Raw genomic sequence first — 14,461 nt, 5'->3', positions numbered from 1 at the left:
CCCTTCGCCTCTGCGCACCAGATCGAACTGCTGACCAAGGCGGCTCTTGCCCGCGCGGGGCCGGTCTGTCAAAGCGATGGCCCCGCCCACCTGCGAGCACAGAGGGAACAGGGCGGCGCGCTCTCCCCCATAGACCTGTGTTTTCGCCAAGGGAACGCCTCGCTACCCTTCCTGCCGAACACACGCTTCACCCATCCGACGTCTCCCTGCAAGGGGGAACGGGCCACCTGCCCGTTCCCCCTCTTTTGTCGGGAGGCCCCTTTGACCCCGCGCCCAAAACCGCTGTTTTTCCGCCCGGCGAGAGGCTTGAGACCGCCGCCGGCAGCCTCTTCTAAAAGGTGGGGGGCGGCTGTCCTCTATTCAATGGATTGTTCACCATCTCTTTTGTCGCCGCGCAACACCTCCTGGTTCCGCCCGCCTTCAGCAGCGTCTTTCCCCGTTCAACCAATGTCTTTCTGTCCTTATTCTATCGCCAAACGCCCCGTCCCTGTGTAAAATCCACAGAGACAACCCCGGCAAACGCTTTCGCAGGGAAACGCCAGCCAAAAGAGCATGTATTTTTTTCGCTCGTAATAGTGTGTGATGTACACTATAATGAAATTGCAAATAAAGTACAAAGACTATTACCGCCTATTTGTCAGGCATCAAAAAGGGGGAAATCTCGATGGGCAGAGACGATCTGCTGGGCAGTTTGGAGCAGGAACTGCGGCGGGGAACCCTCGTTCTCTGCGCGCTGGGACTGCTGCGCCGCCCATGTACGGCTACCACCTGGTCAGCACCCTGGCACAAAAGGGGGTCCCCGTGGAGGCGGGTACCCTCTACCCGCTGCTGCGCCGGTTGGAGGGGCAGGGGCTTTTGCGCAGCGTGTGGGAGACCGATGGAGCCAAGCCCCGCAAGTACTACTCCCTCACCCCGGAGGGGGACGCCATTTACCGACAGTTACAAGAACAGTGGAAACAGCTCTCCCACAGCGTGGAAGAGATTGGGAAGGAGGAAGAAAAATGACCTTTGAAACCGTCGAGCGCTACCTCTACGCCGCGACCAAAGACCTGCCCAGAAAAAGCCGTGCCGACATCGAGGGGGAACTGCGGGCCGACATCTCCGACATGCTGGACGCCCGCTGCCAGGGCCGCCCGGCCGCAGAGGGGGACATCCGCACCGTTTTAGAGGGGTTCGGCCCCCCGGAAGTCCTCGCCCGCCGCTACGGTGCCCGCGAGGGGCGCGGCCTCATCAGCCCCCTCTGGTACGGCCCCTACAAGGCCGCGCTGGCTCTCTCCCTGGGCGGGTGCGCAGCCATCCACTTCGCCATCTGGGGGATCGGTGCGCTGGTCAGCCTGCTAAAGGGCGGCGGCATCTCCATCGCCTCGCCCCTCTTTCTGCTGCGCTCCTTCTTCACCTGGGCCTTCCCCCTCTTCGCCGTCGTCACCCTGGTGGTCGCCCTTCTCGAGCACCTGGGGGTACCGGGCAGGCGGGAACAGCCCGCCGACTGGATTTCCGCCCTCCCGCCCATCCCCACCGAGAAGGCGCGCATCAGCCGGGGGGAATCCATCGCCGGGGTGGTGGGAGCTGCCGTCATGGTGACCGTCATGCTCAACTTCTCCGCCTTCTCCTCGGCTGCCTTCGCCGGGCAGGGGCCGGTACAGCTGCTGTCTCCACAGGCGGAGGGCCGGTTTGTCGCGGGGGCAGTCCTCCTCTTCCTGCTGGCGGGCCTTGTCCACCTCTTTGCCCTTGTCGAGGGGCGCTACTCCGTCCGCTACGCAGCGGTCTCCACCGCCCTTCACCTCCTCACCGGCGGGGTCGCCTACTTCTCACTCCGCATCCAGCCCTTTTTCAGCGGCGAGCTGATCGCCCTGGTGGAGCAAGCCACCTCCGCTGATTTCCTCCCCCTCTTTCTCCACCTCAACAACATCGTCCTGGCCTGCATCCTCTTCTCCCTGGTCCTCGACACCGCCGAGACCCTCTACCGCACCGCCCGATACGGCTGCCGATAGCCGTTCCCACCTCCCAGAGAGAGGGGGCGAAGCAGGTTCGCGCCTGCCCCGCCCCCTCTCTCTGCCTCTTTCCGCCGCCATCGCCTTTGCGGGGTGCCTTTCAAGAAACAGCCCTCCGCAACCGATACTTGCCCCCCGGTTGCTGGCCCTTTGCCCCGGGGTGTGGTATCCTTGGAGCGAGGTGAAAAGAGATGTCCCTTTCAGAAAACATCCGCGAGGCCCGGCTGCAGGCTGGCCTCTCGCAAGAACAGGTGGCGGAGGCCCTGGAGGTGAGCCGGCAGGCCGTCTCCCGCTGGGAGCGGGGCGCCAGCCGGCCCAGCACCGCCAACCTCGTCGCCCTGGCAGAGCTGTTTCACCGGTCGGTGGAACAGCTCACCGGCCGGTACGCCTCCTCCCTGCAGGTGGAAGAGGGGGCCAAGCGCATCTGCGATCGGTGCGGTCGGCGCGCCGTATTCTACGGCGATCCCGGGCAGGCGAGCGCCTTTTGCAGCGAGGACTGCCGGGTCGCCTACGGCCGGGAGATGGCGGGCATTCAAAAGCACCTGAAATGGTTTTGGGCGGGCATCGTCCTCTCCTGTCTCCTGATGGTGGGCGGCTCCCTTTTTCAGTCGCGCTTTCCCGTCAACTGCACCGTCGGGGGCGGCATGGCCCTGCTGGGGGCGACCCTCGTCCTCTTCCCCTTCTGCACCCCGCAGACCTATGCCAAGTTGGGCCTGCGCCGCGCCTCTATCCTGGGGCGGGTGCTGGGCTGCGCCGTCGAGCTATACGGCCTGTACATCCTCTTTTGGGGATGAGCAGGAAAAGAGAACAAAAAATAAAAAAGAGTGTTTTTTCAAATTCTTTTGTCAATGTATAAAAGCCCCCCTTTCACCCATACTAGGGGTGAAGCGTTTGCAAGGCGCTGTCATTTTCAATATTTCTGCGGATGGAGGTACCATTTGTATGGGAGTCGTATCCAAAATTGCCCTGGTACTGGTCATCATCGGGGCCCTCAACTGGGGGCTGGTGGGCATCTTTTCCTTCGACCTGGTGGCCTACCTGTTCGGCGGAATGGCCTCTCTGGTGAGCCGGATCATCTACACTGTGGTGGGGATCGCCGGGATCTGGTGTATCGCCCTGCTGTTCAAAGACAGCCGTGCGCTGGATGTCACCGAGTAGACACGGGCGCAAAATCCACAAAAAAGGGGCTTGGCAACTGCGCAAATGCAGTGGTCGCGCCCCTTTTTTGCAACCTCTTTTTGTGGTATGATAGCCCCAGAGCAGCTGTCGGGCCCAATTCCCGTTTCCCGTGCAGATGGCCCGGCAGCTGAAAAATCGCGAAAGTGAGAAAGAGGTGTTCGCATTGGAGAATCTGTTTTTGAACCGCGCCAAGCAACTGGAGGAGGAGATCCGCTGGAACCGCAGAGCGGTTCACAGCTATGCAGAGGTGGGGCTAGACCTGCCCCAGACCACGGCCCTGGTCGCCGAAAAGCTGCGCTCTTTCGGCCTTGACCCCCAGCCCTGTGGCCCCGGCATCGTCGCCCTGGTGGGCAAACCGGCCGGCGCCGGCAAGGCCTTTCTGCTGCGCGCCGACATGGACGCCCTTCCCATGCGGGAAGTGACCGGCCTCCCCTTTGCCGCAGACAACGGCAACTGCCACTCCTGCGGGCACGATTGCCACACCGCCATGCTGCTGGGCGCGGCCAAACTGCTCAAGGAGCGGGAGGCCGAGTTGGAGGGCACCGTCAAGCTGATGTTCCAGCCCGGTGAGGAACAGCTGGCCGGGGCCAAGGCCATGGTGGAGGCCGGTGTGTTGGAAGGGCCCAAGGTCGACGCGGCCATGGCCATCCACCTCTCGGTGGGGCTGCCCGACTCCCACACCGGGGCCGTGCAGTACGTGCGGGGGACCGCCGCCAACTCCGGCGACATGGTGCGCATCACCGTCAAGGGCTTTGGCACCCACGGCTCCACCCCCCAGCTGGGGGTAGACGCCATCAGCGTGGCGGCCCACATCGTGGTGGCTTTGGAAGAGGTCATCGCCCGGGAGATCTCCACCACCGAGGGCTCGGTGATGATCGTGGGCAAGATCGAGGGCGGCGACACCTGCAACACCGTCTCCGGCCACTGCGTGATGGAGGCGTCCATCCGCGCCACCACCCACGAGCGCCGCGCCTTTTTGAAAAAGCGGATCAAAGAGGTGTCCGAGGGCACCGCCCAGGTCTACCGGGCCGAGGCCGAGGTGGAGTTTGTATACGGCATGCCCCCCCTGGTCAACGACGTGCCCACCTGCGACGAACTGGCTTCCTATTGCGCCAAGGTCGTCCCCGAAGAGAAGGTGCAGGCGGTCCCCCCCTCCAGCGGAACCGAGGACTTTACATATGTGGCCCAGTACGTCCCCTCCTGCTATCTCAACCTGGGGGCCGGCAGCATCGATGAAGGGCACCAGTGCTCGATGCACAACCCCGGCATGGTGCCGGAGGAATCGGTCCTCCCCACTGGGGCCGCCCTCTACGCCCAGTGCGCCCTGGACTGGCTGAAAGCCCACAAGTAAAGACCGCTTCTACCCATACTGAAAACAGGGGTCGCCCCCTCTCCTAGCGGAGAGGGGGCGACCCCTGTTTTTGCGGAGTAAAGAATGCAAAACAGAACCCGCGCCTTTGGCGGCGCGGGCTCTCGGCGGCAGATGGATTTACTTCCCGATCAGCTCCAGGGTGTCCCGGGCGATCATCAGTTCTTCGTTGGTGGGGATGACCCAGGCCTCCACCCGGGAGCCGTCGGCGCTGAACTTGGCGTCCTTGCGGGAGGCGGCCTTGTTCTTCTCCTCGTCGAAACAGAGGCCCAGGGCCTCCATCTCGCGGCAGACCTCGGCGCGGAAGACGTCGTCGTTCTCGCCGATGCCGCCGGTGAAGATCACCGCGTCCACCCCGTTCATGGCGGCGATGTAGCTGCCGATGAACTTCTTGATCTGGTAGACCACGATCTCCAGGGTCATCTTGGCCCGGTCGTTGCCGCTGTCGGCGGCCTGGCGCAGGTCGCGGCAGTCGCTGGAGACGCCGGAAAGGCCTAAGAAGCCCGACTTCTTGTTGAGCAGGTCGCTCATCTCATCGGGGGTGAAGCCCTCCTTGTTCATCAGGTAGGTGACCACCGAGGGGTCGACGCCGCCCGAGCGGGTGCCCATGATAAAGCCGTCCAGCGGGGTGAAGCCCATGGTGGTATCCACCACCTTGCCGTCTTTGACCGCGGCGATGGAGCTGCCGTTGCCCAGGTGGCAGGTGATGATTTTGCTGCCCTCAAGGCCGCCCTTGATCTTGCCGTAGCGGGCGGTCACATAGCGGTGGCTGGTGCCGTGGAAGCCGTAGCGGCGGATGGAGTACTTCTCGTAGTACTCGTAGGGGATGCCGAACATGTAGGCCTTGCGGGGCATGCTCTGGTGGAAGGAGGTGTCAAACACCGCCACCATCGGCATCTCCTTGCCAAAGACCTCCTGGCAGGCGCGCATGGCGATGGCCTGCGGGGGGTTGTGCAGGGGGCCCAGCTCCTTAAAGGAGAGGATGTCGTCGATGACCTGGTCGGTCACCACGGTGGAGACCTTGTACTTCTCGCTGCCGTGCAGGACCCGGTGGCCGACGGCGGAGATTTCCTGCACGTTGTCAATGACCTTGCCCTCGCCGGAAGTCAGCATCTCGACCACGGCCATGAAGGCCTCCTTGTGGGTCGGGAAGGGCATGTTCTTCTCAATCTTTTTATCCCCAGCGCTGTGGGTGATGAGACCGTCTACGCCGATGCGCTCGCAGTTGCCCTTTGCCAGAACGCTCTCGTCTTGCATGTCGATGAGCTGGTACTTCAGCGACGAACTGCCGGCGTTGATGACCAATATTTTCATGAAAAAGTTCCCCCTCAATTGATTTTTCTCCTGTCCTCGTTTGTTGACGAACACACTTGCGTACTATATAGTAGTATAAAATGGGAAAAAGTGCAAGGGGAAAAGCCGGAAGGAGGGCGTATTTGTGCGGATTTTCGGGGTCATCTGCGAGTGCAACCCCCTCCACACCGGGCACATCTGGCTGCTGTCGCAGGCCAGGGCCCGCGGGGCGGAGGCGGTGGTCTGCGCCATGAGCGGCAACTTTGTCCAGCGGGGGGAACCGTCCCTCCTCCCCTGGTGGACGAGGGCGAAGGCCCTGCTGGAAAACGGGGCCGACCTGGTGGTGCAAATCCCCACCGCCCACTGTCTCTCCTCGGCCCAATTTTACGCCCAAAGCGGGGTCTCCCTGCTGGCCGAGTTGGGGGTGGACACCCTCTTTTTCGGCAGCGAGAGCGGCGATCGGGCCGGATTGGAAGCGACTGCCGCCTTGGTGGAGAGCGAGGCCTTTGGCCAGCTGGCCAAAGCGCTGCAGCGGGGCAACCTGGGCTACCCCGCCGCCCGGGCCGAAGCCTGCCGCCGCCTGGGGGGAGACGCGGCCATCCTCTCCTCCCCCAACGACACCCTGGCGCTGGAATACCTGCTGGCCATCCGCCGCGCCGGGAATGGGATGGGTATCCTCCCCATCCGGCGCATCGGCGCGGGCCACCACGACAGCCGTCTGGGAGAACAGACCGCCAGCGCCAGCGCCCTGCGCGCCCTGCTGCGCGCCGGGAAGGGCGCACAGGCGGCGCCCTATCTGCCCAAGGGGCTGCCGGGGCCGCATCCCCTGGCAGATGGCCGCTGGCTGGGGCGGGCGGCGGTGCTGGCGGTGCAGCTGGCCCCCCCTGCGCGGCTGGCCGCCCTCCCCTTCTGTGACGAAGGGCTGGCCTGCCGGCTGCGGGCTTGCGCCGACGGCGCTGCCGACCTGGAGGAGTTGGCCGCCCGCTGCGCCAGCCGCCAGCACACCCGCGCCCGGGTGCGCCGGGCCGTCTGGTGCCTGCTGCTGGACATCCGCCGGGAGGAGGTGGTCGCCCCGCCCGACTGCCTGCGCATCCTGGGGGCCACCGAGACCGGCCTCGCCCTGTTGCGGGCTCCACACCGGCTGCCGGTCTGCCACAGCCTGGCCCGGGCAGAGGGCACCTCCTTCGGCCGGGTGGAAGCCCGCGCCGACACCGTCTATGCAAACTGCTTTGAGAAACCGTTGCCGCAGGGGGAAAGCTATCGGCAAAAGTTTACAAAGATATGAGAAGCGATTGCTTTTTCGACAGCCCCATGGCACAATAGACAGAGTAAGAGACAGCCCGTCCGGCAGCGTGCCGGCCGGGCAGACGGCCCGGCGCGCCGGTTGGGCCGCCTTTTGTACGCCTTGACACCAAAACAGACAGCGGGGGTATCAATTTGAAACATCAGCTCATCTATGTCATTGACTTTGGCGGCCAGTACAACCAGCTGATTGCCCGCCGGGTGCGGGACCTGGGGGTCTACTGCGAAGTGCTGCCCCACACCGCTTCGGTGGAGCAGATTCGGGCCGGCAACCCGTCTGGCATCATCTTCACCGGCGGTCCCAACAGCGCCTACCTGCCCGACTCGCCCCAGTGCGATCCGGCCCTTTACCAACTTGGGGTGCCGATCCTCGGCATCTGCTACGGCGCCCAGATGATGGCCCACATGTTCGGCGGCAAGGTGGAGGCGGCCCCGGTGGGCGAGTTCGGCAAAACCGTCTGCAAGGTGGTGGGAGAGACCCCGTTTTTTGCGGGTGTTGAGCAGGAGAGCGTGGTCTGGATGAGCCATGTGGACTACATCTCCCAGCCCCCCGCCGGCTTTTCCGTCACCGCCGTCACCGACAACTGCCCGGTGGCCGCCATGGAGTGCCCTGAGAAAAAGCTCTACGCGGTGCAGTTTCACCTGGAGGTCAACCACACCCAGCAGGGAAGCGAGATGCTGCACAACTTCCTCTTTGACATCTGCGGCTGCGTGGGCGACTGGAACATGGAAAACTATCTGGACAGCGAGATCGCCCGGCTGAAAGAGCGCATCGGCGGCAAAAAGGTGCTGCTGGCCCTCTCCGGCGGGGTGGACTCCTCGGTCTGTGCGGCCCTGCTCTCCCGCGCCATTGGCAAACAGCTCACCTGCATCTTCGTCGACCACGGCCTGATGCGCTACAAAGAGGGCGACGCCATCGAGGAGACCTTCGGAAAGATGGATGTCAACTTCAAACGGGTCAACGCCCAGGCGCGCTTTTTCGGCAGACTGGCCGGGGTGACCGATCCCGAGGCCAAGCGCAAGGCCATCGGCGAGGAGTTCATCCGCGTCTTTGAGGAAGAAGCCAAGGCGATCGGCAAGGTGGATTTCCTGGCCCAGGGCACCATCTACCCCGACGTGGTGGAGTCCGGCCTGGGGGGCGAGAGCGCCGTCATCAAAAGCCACCACAACGTGGGCGGCCTGCCCGAGCACGTGGACTTTGAGGACATTGTCGAGCCGCTGAACATGCTCTTCAAAGACGAGGTCCGCCGCCTGGGCATCCTGCTGGGACTGCCCCGGGAGATGGTCTGGCGCCAACCCTTCCCCGGCCCCGGCCTGGGCATCCGCGTCATGGGTGAAGTGACCCCCGAAAAGGTCGACTTGCTGCAAAAGGCCGACTTCATCTTCCGCGAGGAGCTGGACAAGGCCGGCGAGTCGGGCAGTTTGAGCCAGTACTTCGCCGTGCTCACCGAGCAGCGGACGGTGGGGGTCGTGGGGGACTTTCGCACCTACGGCTACACCCTGGCGCTGCGGGCGGTCACCACCGACGATTTCATGACCGCTGACTTCGCCCGCATCCCCTATGATGTTTTAGAAAAAATCTCCACCCGCATCATCGGCGAACTGCCGGGCATCGGCCGCATCGTCTACGATGTGACCACCAAGCCCCCGGCCACCATTGAGTGGGAATGACGCTCGAAACGGCGAAAACCCGCATGAATACAGGCTTTTTTGCCCGTCCATACTGCTCTTGATACTGGATTGATACTATTTGTGTCCGCCCGGTATTCTCAAGAGAAAAATCCCAAAAGGACAAGCAAAACCGCCCTGCTGAACGACAAATTCAGCAGGGCGGTTTTTTTGCTTGTCTTATTTATTTTTCCGCCAAGGGATATAATATTCGCTTTCCAGGCCATCGTCGCAGGTATGGGGCCAGTTGAGTTTCCATTCAAAATACTCTTCCCTGGTGATCTCCCCGGCGTGTAACTCCTGCTGACGAAAAAGCCATTCCCGCATGAACTCGTCCACAAGGCCATACTGGAAGTACATACCCACGGGAGGGTGTGCGGGCCAGTCATCGCTATCATTGTACCGTACAGCGGTATCATCAGCGGCCCCTGCTCTGCCCGGATTGCGGACAAGTTGGAACAGGCGGATAGCGCCAGGGCTGTCCTCGTCCAGCCAGAAGAATGTCCGCATGAAGTCCTCGGCAGAGCCGGGGGCGATGGTGTAGAAGTTCTGGCGGTCTACCCGCAGCGCCTCGGCCATCTTGTCCAGCAGTTCCCGTTTCGGAACACGGTAATTCGTCTCATACTGGGCGATCCGGTTGTCCGCTCCCTTTTCCTCAAAGCCGATAGCAAGCCCCAATTCCTTTTGTGTCATGCCTCGAAAGGTGCGGATTTTCTTTATCTTGTCTCCGACTGTCATAATATCCCACCGCCTTTGCCAATAGTATAGCGCAAAAAAGCGAAAGATGCAAGATAATCTTTAACAAAAATGCGAAATAAATTCTTGACATTAACACTTATGTTAATGTATAATGAAGATGGTGACATTAACATATTTGCGAAACTAAAATAAGGAGGTGCTGACCATGGAAAAGGAGCTGTTTGTGAGAGCAGAGGAGGTCGCCAGGGAGCTGGGCATTTCCAAGCCCTACGCCTACAAGCTGGTGCGGGAGATGAACGAGGAGCTGAAGAAAAAAGGCTTTCTCACCATTCCCGGACGGGTAAGCAGGCGCTACTTCGAGGAAAAATTCTATGGGCTGCGGGACAGACAATAAGGAGGGAACCACAATGCCGGCATACAAAGACAAGGCAAAGGGCACATGGTATGCGTCCTTTTACTACGAGGACTGGACGGGCAAGAAAGTAAAGAAAATGAAACGGGGCTTTCCCACCAAGCGGGAGGCTCTGGAGTGGGAGCGGACATTCCTGCAACAACAGACCGCCGACCTGGAAATGACCTTTGAAAACTTCGTGGCTGTCTATGTGGCGGACATGAAAGGCCGTATCAAGGAAAACACCTGGGGGACGAAAGAGCATATCCTCTACAAGAAGTTGGTGCCGTACTTCGGCAAGCGGAAGATGTGCGACATTCACTCCAAGGAGGTCATCGCCTGGCAGAATGAAATGCTGGGTTACCGGGACAAGAACGGCAAGCCCTACTCTCCGGTGTACTTAAAAACGCTGCACAATCAGTTGAGCGCCGTGTTCAACCATGCGGTACGGCACTACAATCTAAAGGTCAATCCCGCTGCCCAGGCGGGCAATATGGGAAAGCCAAAGGGACGGGAAATGCTGTTCTGGACAAAGGCGGAGTATCTGAAATTCGCCGAGGCCATGATGGACAAGCCCCTTTCCTATTACGCCTTTGAAATGCTCTACTGGTGCGGCGTCCGGGAGGGGGAGCTGCTGGCCCTCACTCCTGGCGACTTCGACTTTGAGAAACAGACCGTCACCATCTCCAAGTCCTACCAGCGGATTAAGGGCAAGGATGTGATTACCGACCCCAAGACCCCTAAGAGCAACCGGGTCATTCAAATGCCCGCTTTCCTCTGTGAAGAAATGCGAGACTATATCAAGAGCCTGTATGGGGTGAAGCCCACCGACCGCATTTTCACGGTGACAAAATCCTACCTCCACCGGGAGATGGACAGGGGTGCGAAAGAGGCCGGGGTAAAGCGGATCAGAATACACGACCTGAGGCACTCCCACATTTCGCTGCTCATTGACATGGGCTTTACGGCCCTGGCAATCGCTGACCGGGTGGGACATGAAAGCATTGATATTACCTACCGCTACGCCCACCTGTTCCCCACCCGGCAGGCGGAGATGGCGGACAAACTGGACATGGAGCGAAAGGGGGCCTAAATCATGTCAGTGAAAAATCTTGACCGACACAACCGCTGGAGAAACAAAACTGTGGCTTTCCGGGTGTCCCCGGATGAGGACAGGGAAATTGAAACCGCTGTGCGGCTCTCCGGCCTTACCAAACAGGACTACATCACCCGACGGCTGCTGTGCCGGGATGTGGTGGTACAGGGCAACCCCAGGGTGTATAAGGCCCTGCGGAACGAGCTGGCCGCCGTTCTGGAAGAACTGGAGCGTATCGAGGCCGGGAATGGCGTGGATGGGGAGTTGCTGGACACCATCCGGCTGATCGCCGCCATCATGGACGGCATGAGGGAGGATTGATAGATGGATAGATTGCAAGAGAAAACGACTGCCCCATATCCGCCTGTTGGCGCAGACGGGGGACAGTCGCTCTCACAAAAACCTAACCAAAGTATAGCAGAGGGCGTGACAGAACACAAGCCCCCGGAAAGAGATTTGGAGGAAATCCTGCGGCAGATAAGCCGGGTCAATGACCCGGCCTATCTGCCTACCGTGTCTATGAATGACCTCTACGAACAGGTGTACCCCGGCAGACCTCCTGTGGTAGACGGTCTGCTCTATGCGGGGACATATCTCTTTGTGGGCGCTCCCAAGGTGGGCAAGTCCTTTCTCATGGCCCAGCTTGCCTATCATGTGAGTATGGGCCTTTCCCTGTGGGGGTATGAGGTGCGCCAGGGGACAGTCCTCTATCTGGCCCTGGAGGACAACCACCGTCGCTTACAGGAGCGGTTGTACCGGATGTTTGGAGTAGAGAGTACCGGAAACCTGTTCTTTGCCATCGGAGCTAAGCAGCTCGGCGGTGGCCTGGAGGAGCAGCTAAAGGGCTTTGTCCGGGAACACACGGACACCCGGCTTATTATCATCGACACCCTGCAAAAAATCCGGGAGGCCGGGGCAGAGAAGTACAGCTATGCCAACGACTATGAGGTAATCACCAAACTGAAACGGTTTGCCGATATAAGCGGGGTTTGCCTCCTGGTTGTACATCACACCCGCAAGCAGCAGGCCGATGATAAGTTTGATATGATCTCCGGCACCAACGGCTTATTGGGTGCGGCAGACGGGGCCTTTCTGCTCCAAAAGGAGCGGCGGGCAGACAACGCCGCCACCCTGGACATTTCTGGGCGGGATCAGCAAGACCAGCGCCTCTACCTCAAGCGGGACGAGGAACGGCTTGTGTGGGAGCTGGAGCGGCGGGAAACGGAGCTGCGGCAGGAGCCGCCTGACCCGGTGTTGGAGGCTGTTGCCGCCCTGGTAACGGCGGAACGGCCAGAGTGGAGAGGGACGGCCACGGAACTTGTCGCCGCCCTGGGGCTGGATATGAAACCCAATGCCCTGGCTATGCGGCTGAATGTCCGGGCGTGGCGGCTGTCCTATGAGTACCACATCCACTATGAAAGCGCCCGAACCCATGCCGGGCGGAGTATCAAGCTCACGTTGGAGGAACCCCAGGCGTGACGACCGTGACAGCTGTGACAGCTTTTCGGAGTGCGGAGGCGGTGTGTAAAACATCGTCACGGTCGTCACGGCTGTCACGGGGAGCGGGGGCGAAAGTCAAGGGGGGCATACCTGCGGGTGGAGATTGCCGCAAGTCAATACAACCCGTACCCCTTGACTTTCGGCCCACGGAAAACACTTGCCGGGCGGTGGAAAGGCCCCTGGCCTTTCCACCCTGCCCAACGGCGAGTGACAAAGTTTAGGCGGGGTGCAGGGTGCCCTTTTCAAAGGGCGGCCCTGCTGGGGGAGGCAACCGCAGTTGCCGGGGGCAAAGCCCCCACACCACCCCGTAGGGCGCAAATGCGCTTTTGATGGCCGTCAGGCTGTCAAAAGTGCTTTTGCGTTACTTTCGCAGAAAGTAACAAAGGCTCGCCGCTTGCGCGGCGGAAAAGGGAGGAGGGATTGATTTGAAAAGGACAATCAGCGCCATGGTGGGCCAAGGATCGGTGAACCATAACAGTAGAAAATTCCACGCCAAGAACACTGACCCGGAACGCTCCCACTTGAATATAACCTACTGCCAGGAGAATATCAAGGCGGTGTACCATGAACTCTTTGACGAGGCTCTGGAACGGTACAACGCTAAACAAACCAGGGCCGACAGAAGGATAGAGGATTACTATGAGAAGATCCGCTCCGGCAAGCAGGAAAAGCCGTTCCATGAAATCATCCTGCAAGTGGGCAATCGAGATGATATGAGCGCCGACAGCGAGGAGGGACAGCTTGCGGCAGCGGTTTTGGACGAGTACATGAAGGGCTTTCAAGAGCGCAACCCCCAACTCCGGGTGTTCTCTGCCCACCTCCACATGGACGAGGCTACGCCCCATCTGCACATTGACTTTGTACCATTCACCACCGGGAGCAAGCGAGGGCTGGACACGAGGGTATCTTTGAAACAGGCGTTAGCGGCCCAGGGTTTCCAGGGCGGCACCAGAGGGGACACAGAGTGGAGCCAGTGGGTGCGCTCGGAAAAGGAGCAGCTTTCCCTGGTCATGGAGCGCCACGGGATTGAGTGGGAGGACAAAGGCACCCACGACAAGCACTTGTCTGTGCTGGACTACAAGAAAGAGCAGCGGGCAAAGGAGATCGCCGTTCTGGAGACGGTCAAGGCGGAGAAAGAAAACCAGGTGGAGAGCCAGGAACGGCGGCTCAAAGAACTTGCCCCGGCGGTGAAAAATATGGAGCGGTTGGCAGCGGATTTCTCCGCCAATCCGGAGGAGATTTTGCCGGAGCCGGGAACGCTGGAAACAGGCCGGGCCTACCGAGAGAAAAAGGCAAAGCCCCTGCTGGCCCAAATCGTCAAGGTGCTGCGCTCCCTGTATCTGGCCTATGTGGAGCTGCGGGGGAAATTTGAGCGTCTGCAAGGGGACTATGGCCGGGTGAGGGAGAGCAACATCCGCCTGTCTGATCGATTGCAGGAGGTCAAGTTGGAAAACAAGGCCATGCGGCAAGTCTCCGCTGACTATGAGCGGGTCAAAAGGGCCTTTGGCCCAGAACAAGTGGACAGAATATTAGAGGCAGCTTACCAGCAGGAACATGCCGAAAAGGAACGGAAACGGGCCGCAAAGTCAAAAATTCGGATAGACGCACGATAATCACCAAAACCGGAGGGTATTCCAGTGAATACCCTCCGATTTTATTTGTGGAATCGGTAAAATGATTTCTTGTTTTTTAGAGCGTACTATGATATACTGCTATTATCCTGATTTGAGGAGTCTATCAAATATGCGGCAAGGTATTCTTAAATAAAATTTGATAATGGGCGCAAAAATGATTGCCCCTTGCAGGGGCTTGGTTTTTGTACCCAATTTTAAGAATACTTTTGCCTTTTTAGTAAATATCGTGACGGACCGCGGCTTATGTAAGTCGTGTATGTTTCTGTGTGTCCGAAGTCATGATCCCCAGCGGTAAAAGTATTAGCCGCTGGGGATTTTTGCGCCCATTCGGGCCTTGTA

14 protein-coding genes are annotated in these 14,461 nt (G+C 60.2%); 12 read left to right on the top strand and 2 right to left on the bottom strand.

The window, feature by feature from the left end; translation table 11 throughout:
* Positions 1–753 precede the first annotated feature (753 nt).
* The 5 genes from HJY11_RS09235 to HJY11_RS09215 all read left to right on the top strand — a co-directional run bounded on the left by HJY11_RS09235 (position 754) and on the right by HJY11_RS09215 (position 4,521).
* On the top strand, positions 754–1,005 hold the full coding sequence (locus HJY11_RS09235; protein WP_368041568.1) for a PadR family transcriptional regulator: 252 nt from the start codon (positions 754–756) through the stop codon (positions 1,003–1,005).
* Positions 1,002–1,991 carry a hypothetical protein gene (locus HJY11_RS09230; protein ID WP_208075670.1) on the top strand — a complete coding sequence of 330 codons (990 nt, stop codon included), beginning with the start codon at positions 1,002–1,004 and terminating at the stop codon, positions 1,989–1,991. The genes HJY11_RS09235 and HJY11_RS09230 overlap by 4 nt, the downstream gene beginning before the upstream one ends.
* Positions 1,992–2,182: 191 nt before the next feature.
* Positions 2,183–2,785, top strand: coding sequence for a helix-turn-helix transcriptional regulator (locus tag HJY11_RS09225; RefSeq protein ID WP_208075669.1), 603 nt, complete (start codon positions 2,183–2,185; stop codon positions 2,783–2,785).
* 148 nt (positions 2,786–2,933) lie between these two features.
* Positions 2,934–3,149, top strand: coding sequence for a DUF378 domain-containing protein (locus tag HJY11_RS09220; protein ID WP_021660486.1), 216 nt, complete (start codon positions 2,934–2,936; stop codon positions 3,147–3,149).
* A 184-nt stretch (positions 3,150–3,333) separates the two neighbouring features.
* Positions 3,334–4,521, top strand: coding sequence for a M20 metallopeptidase family protein (locus HJY11_RS09215; RefSeq protein WP_243764382.1), 1,188 nt, complete (start codon positions 3,334–3,336; stop codon positions 4,519–4,521).
* 138 nt (positions 4,522–4,659) lie between these two features.
* On the opposite strand, the gene HJY11_RS09210 is transcribed toward HJY11_RS09215, so the two are convergent.
* The gene (locus HJY11_RS09210; RefSeq protein ID WP_208075668.1) at positions 4,660–5,853 is read right to left on the bottom strand and encodes an acetate/propionate family kinase; all 1,194 of its coding nucleotides are present in this window, start codon (positions 5,851–5,853) and stop codon (positions 4,660–4,662) included.
* Positions 5,854–5,977: 124 nt separating this feature from the next.
* On the opposite strand from HJY11_RS09210, the gene HJY11_RS09205 reads away from it, so the two are divergent.
* Both HJY11_RS09205 and guaA read left to right on the top strand, forming a co-directional pair.
* The gene (locus HJY11_RS09205) at positions 5,978–7,117 is read left to right on the top strand and encodes a nucleotidyltransferase family protein (protein ID WP_208075667.1); all 1,140 of its coding nucleotides are present in this window, start codon (positions 5,978–5,980) and stop codon (positions 7,115–7,117) included.
* A gap of 152 nt (positions 7,118–7,269) precedes the next feature.
* The gene (gene guaA, locus HJY11_RS09200) at positions 7,270–8,805 is read left to right on the top strand and encodes a glutamine-hydrolyzing GMP synthase (protein ID WP_243764381.1); all 1,536 of its coding nucleotides are present in this window, start codon (positions 7,270–7,272) and stop codon (positions 8,803–8,805) included.
* 177 nt (positions 8,806–8,982) lie between these two features.
* Here guaA and HJY11_RS09195 read toward each other — a convergent pair whose 3' ends face one another.
* A complete protein-coding gene (locus tag HJY11_RS09195; protein WP_004010378.1) occupies positions 8,983–9,540 on the bottom strand; it encodes a helix-turn-helix domain-containing protein in 558 nt (185 codons plus the stop codon).
* Positions 9,541–9,706: 166 nt separating this feature from the next.
* On the opposite strand from HJY11_RS09195, the gene HJY11_RS09190 reads away from it, so the two are divergent.
* From HJY11_RS09190 to HJY11_RS09170, 5 genes are all read left to right on the top strand, one after another.
* Positions 9,707–9,895: a hypothetical protein gene (locus tag HJY11_RS09190; protein ID WP_004010379.1), complete on the top strand. Its 189-nt coding sequence runs from the start codon at positions 9,707–9,709 to the stop codon at positions 9,893–9,895.
* Between the two features lie 13 nt (positions 9,896–9,908).
* Positions 9,909–10,985, top strand: a complete 1,077-nt coding sequence (locus HJY11_RS09185; protein ID WP_004010380.1) for a site-specific integrase — start codon at positions 9,909–9,911, stop codon at positions 10,983–10,985.
* Positions 10,986–10,988: 3 nt separating this feature from the next.
* Positions 10,989–11,309: a plasmid mobilization protein gene (locus HJY11_RS09180; RefSeq protein ID WP_004010381.1), complete on the top strand. Its 321-nt coding sequence runs from the start codon at positions 10,989–10,991 to the stop codon at positions 11,307–11,309.
* A gap of 3 nt (positions 11,310–11,312) precedes the next feature.
* A complete protein-coding gene (locus tag HJY11_RS09175) occupies positions 11,313–12,467 on the top strand; it encodes a helicase RepA family protein (RefSeq protein WP_031474225.1) in 1,155 nt (384 codons plus the stop codon).
* A gap of 446 nt (positions 12,468–12,913) precedes the next feature.
* Positions 12,914–14,101 (top strand): plasmid recombination protein, encoded by a 1,188-nt coding sequence (locus HJY11_RS09170; RefSeq protein WP_228275371.1) that lies wholly within the window; start codon positions 12,914–12,916, stop codon positions 14,099–14,101.
* The last annotated feature ends 360 nt before the right edge of the window (positions 14,102–14,461 follow it).

The organism is Bittarella massiliensis (ex Durand et al. 2017) (assembly GCF_017566145.1).
GTDB classification, from domain to species: Bacteria; Bacillota; Clostridia; order Oscillospirales; family Ruminococcaceae; genus Bittarella; species Bittarella massiliensis_A.
This window is presented reverse-complemented; position numbering and strand designations above follow the sequence as displayed.

Bases quoted from the DNA above. Each gene is read 5' to 3' on its own strand.
- HJY11_RS09185 (WP_004010380.1), top strand. From the start codon at position 9,909: ATGCCGGCATACAAAGACAAGGCAAAGGGCACATGGTATGCGTCCTTT.
- HJY11_RS09235 (WP_368041568.1), top strand. From the start codon at position 754: ATGTACGGCTACCACCTGGTCAGCACCCTGGCACAAAAGGGGGTCCCC.
- HJY11_RS09175 (WP_031474225.1), top strand. From the start codon at position 11,313: ATGGATAGATTGCAAGAGAAAACGACTGCCCCATATCCGCCTGTTGGC.
- HJY11_RS09180 (WP_004010381.1), top strand. From the start codon at position 10,989: ATGTCAGTGAAAAATCTTGACCGACACAACCGCTGGAGAAACAAAACT.
- HJY11_RS09230 (WP_208075670.1), top strand. From the start codon at position 1,002: ATGACCTTTGAAACCGTCGAGCGCTACCTCTACGCCGCGACCAAAGAC.
- HJY11_RS09190 (WP_004010379.1), top strand. From the start codon at position 9,707: ATGGAAAAGGAGCTGTTTGTGAGAGCAGAGGAGGTCGCCAGGGAGCTG.
- HJY11_RS09220 (WP_021660486.1), top strand. From the start codon at position 2,934: ATGGGAGTCGTATCCAAAATTGCCCTGGTACTGGTCATCATCGGGGCC.
- HJY11_RS09195 (WP_004010378.1), bottom strand. From the start codon at position 9,540: ATGACAGTCGGAGACAAGATAAAGAAAATCCGCACCTTTCGAGGCATG.
- HJY11_RS09210 (WP_208075668.1), bottom strand. From the start codon at position 5,853: ATGAAAATATTGGTCATCAACGCCGGCAGTTCGTCGCTGAAGTACCAG.
- HJY11_RS09225 (WP_208075669.1), top strand. From the start codon at position 2,183: ATGTCCCTTTCAGAAAACATCCGCGAGGCCCGGCTGCAGGCTGGCCTC.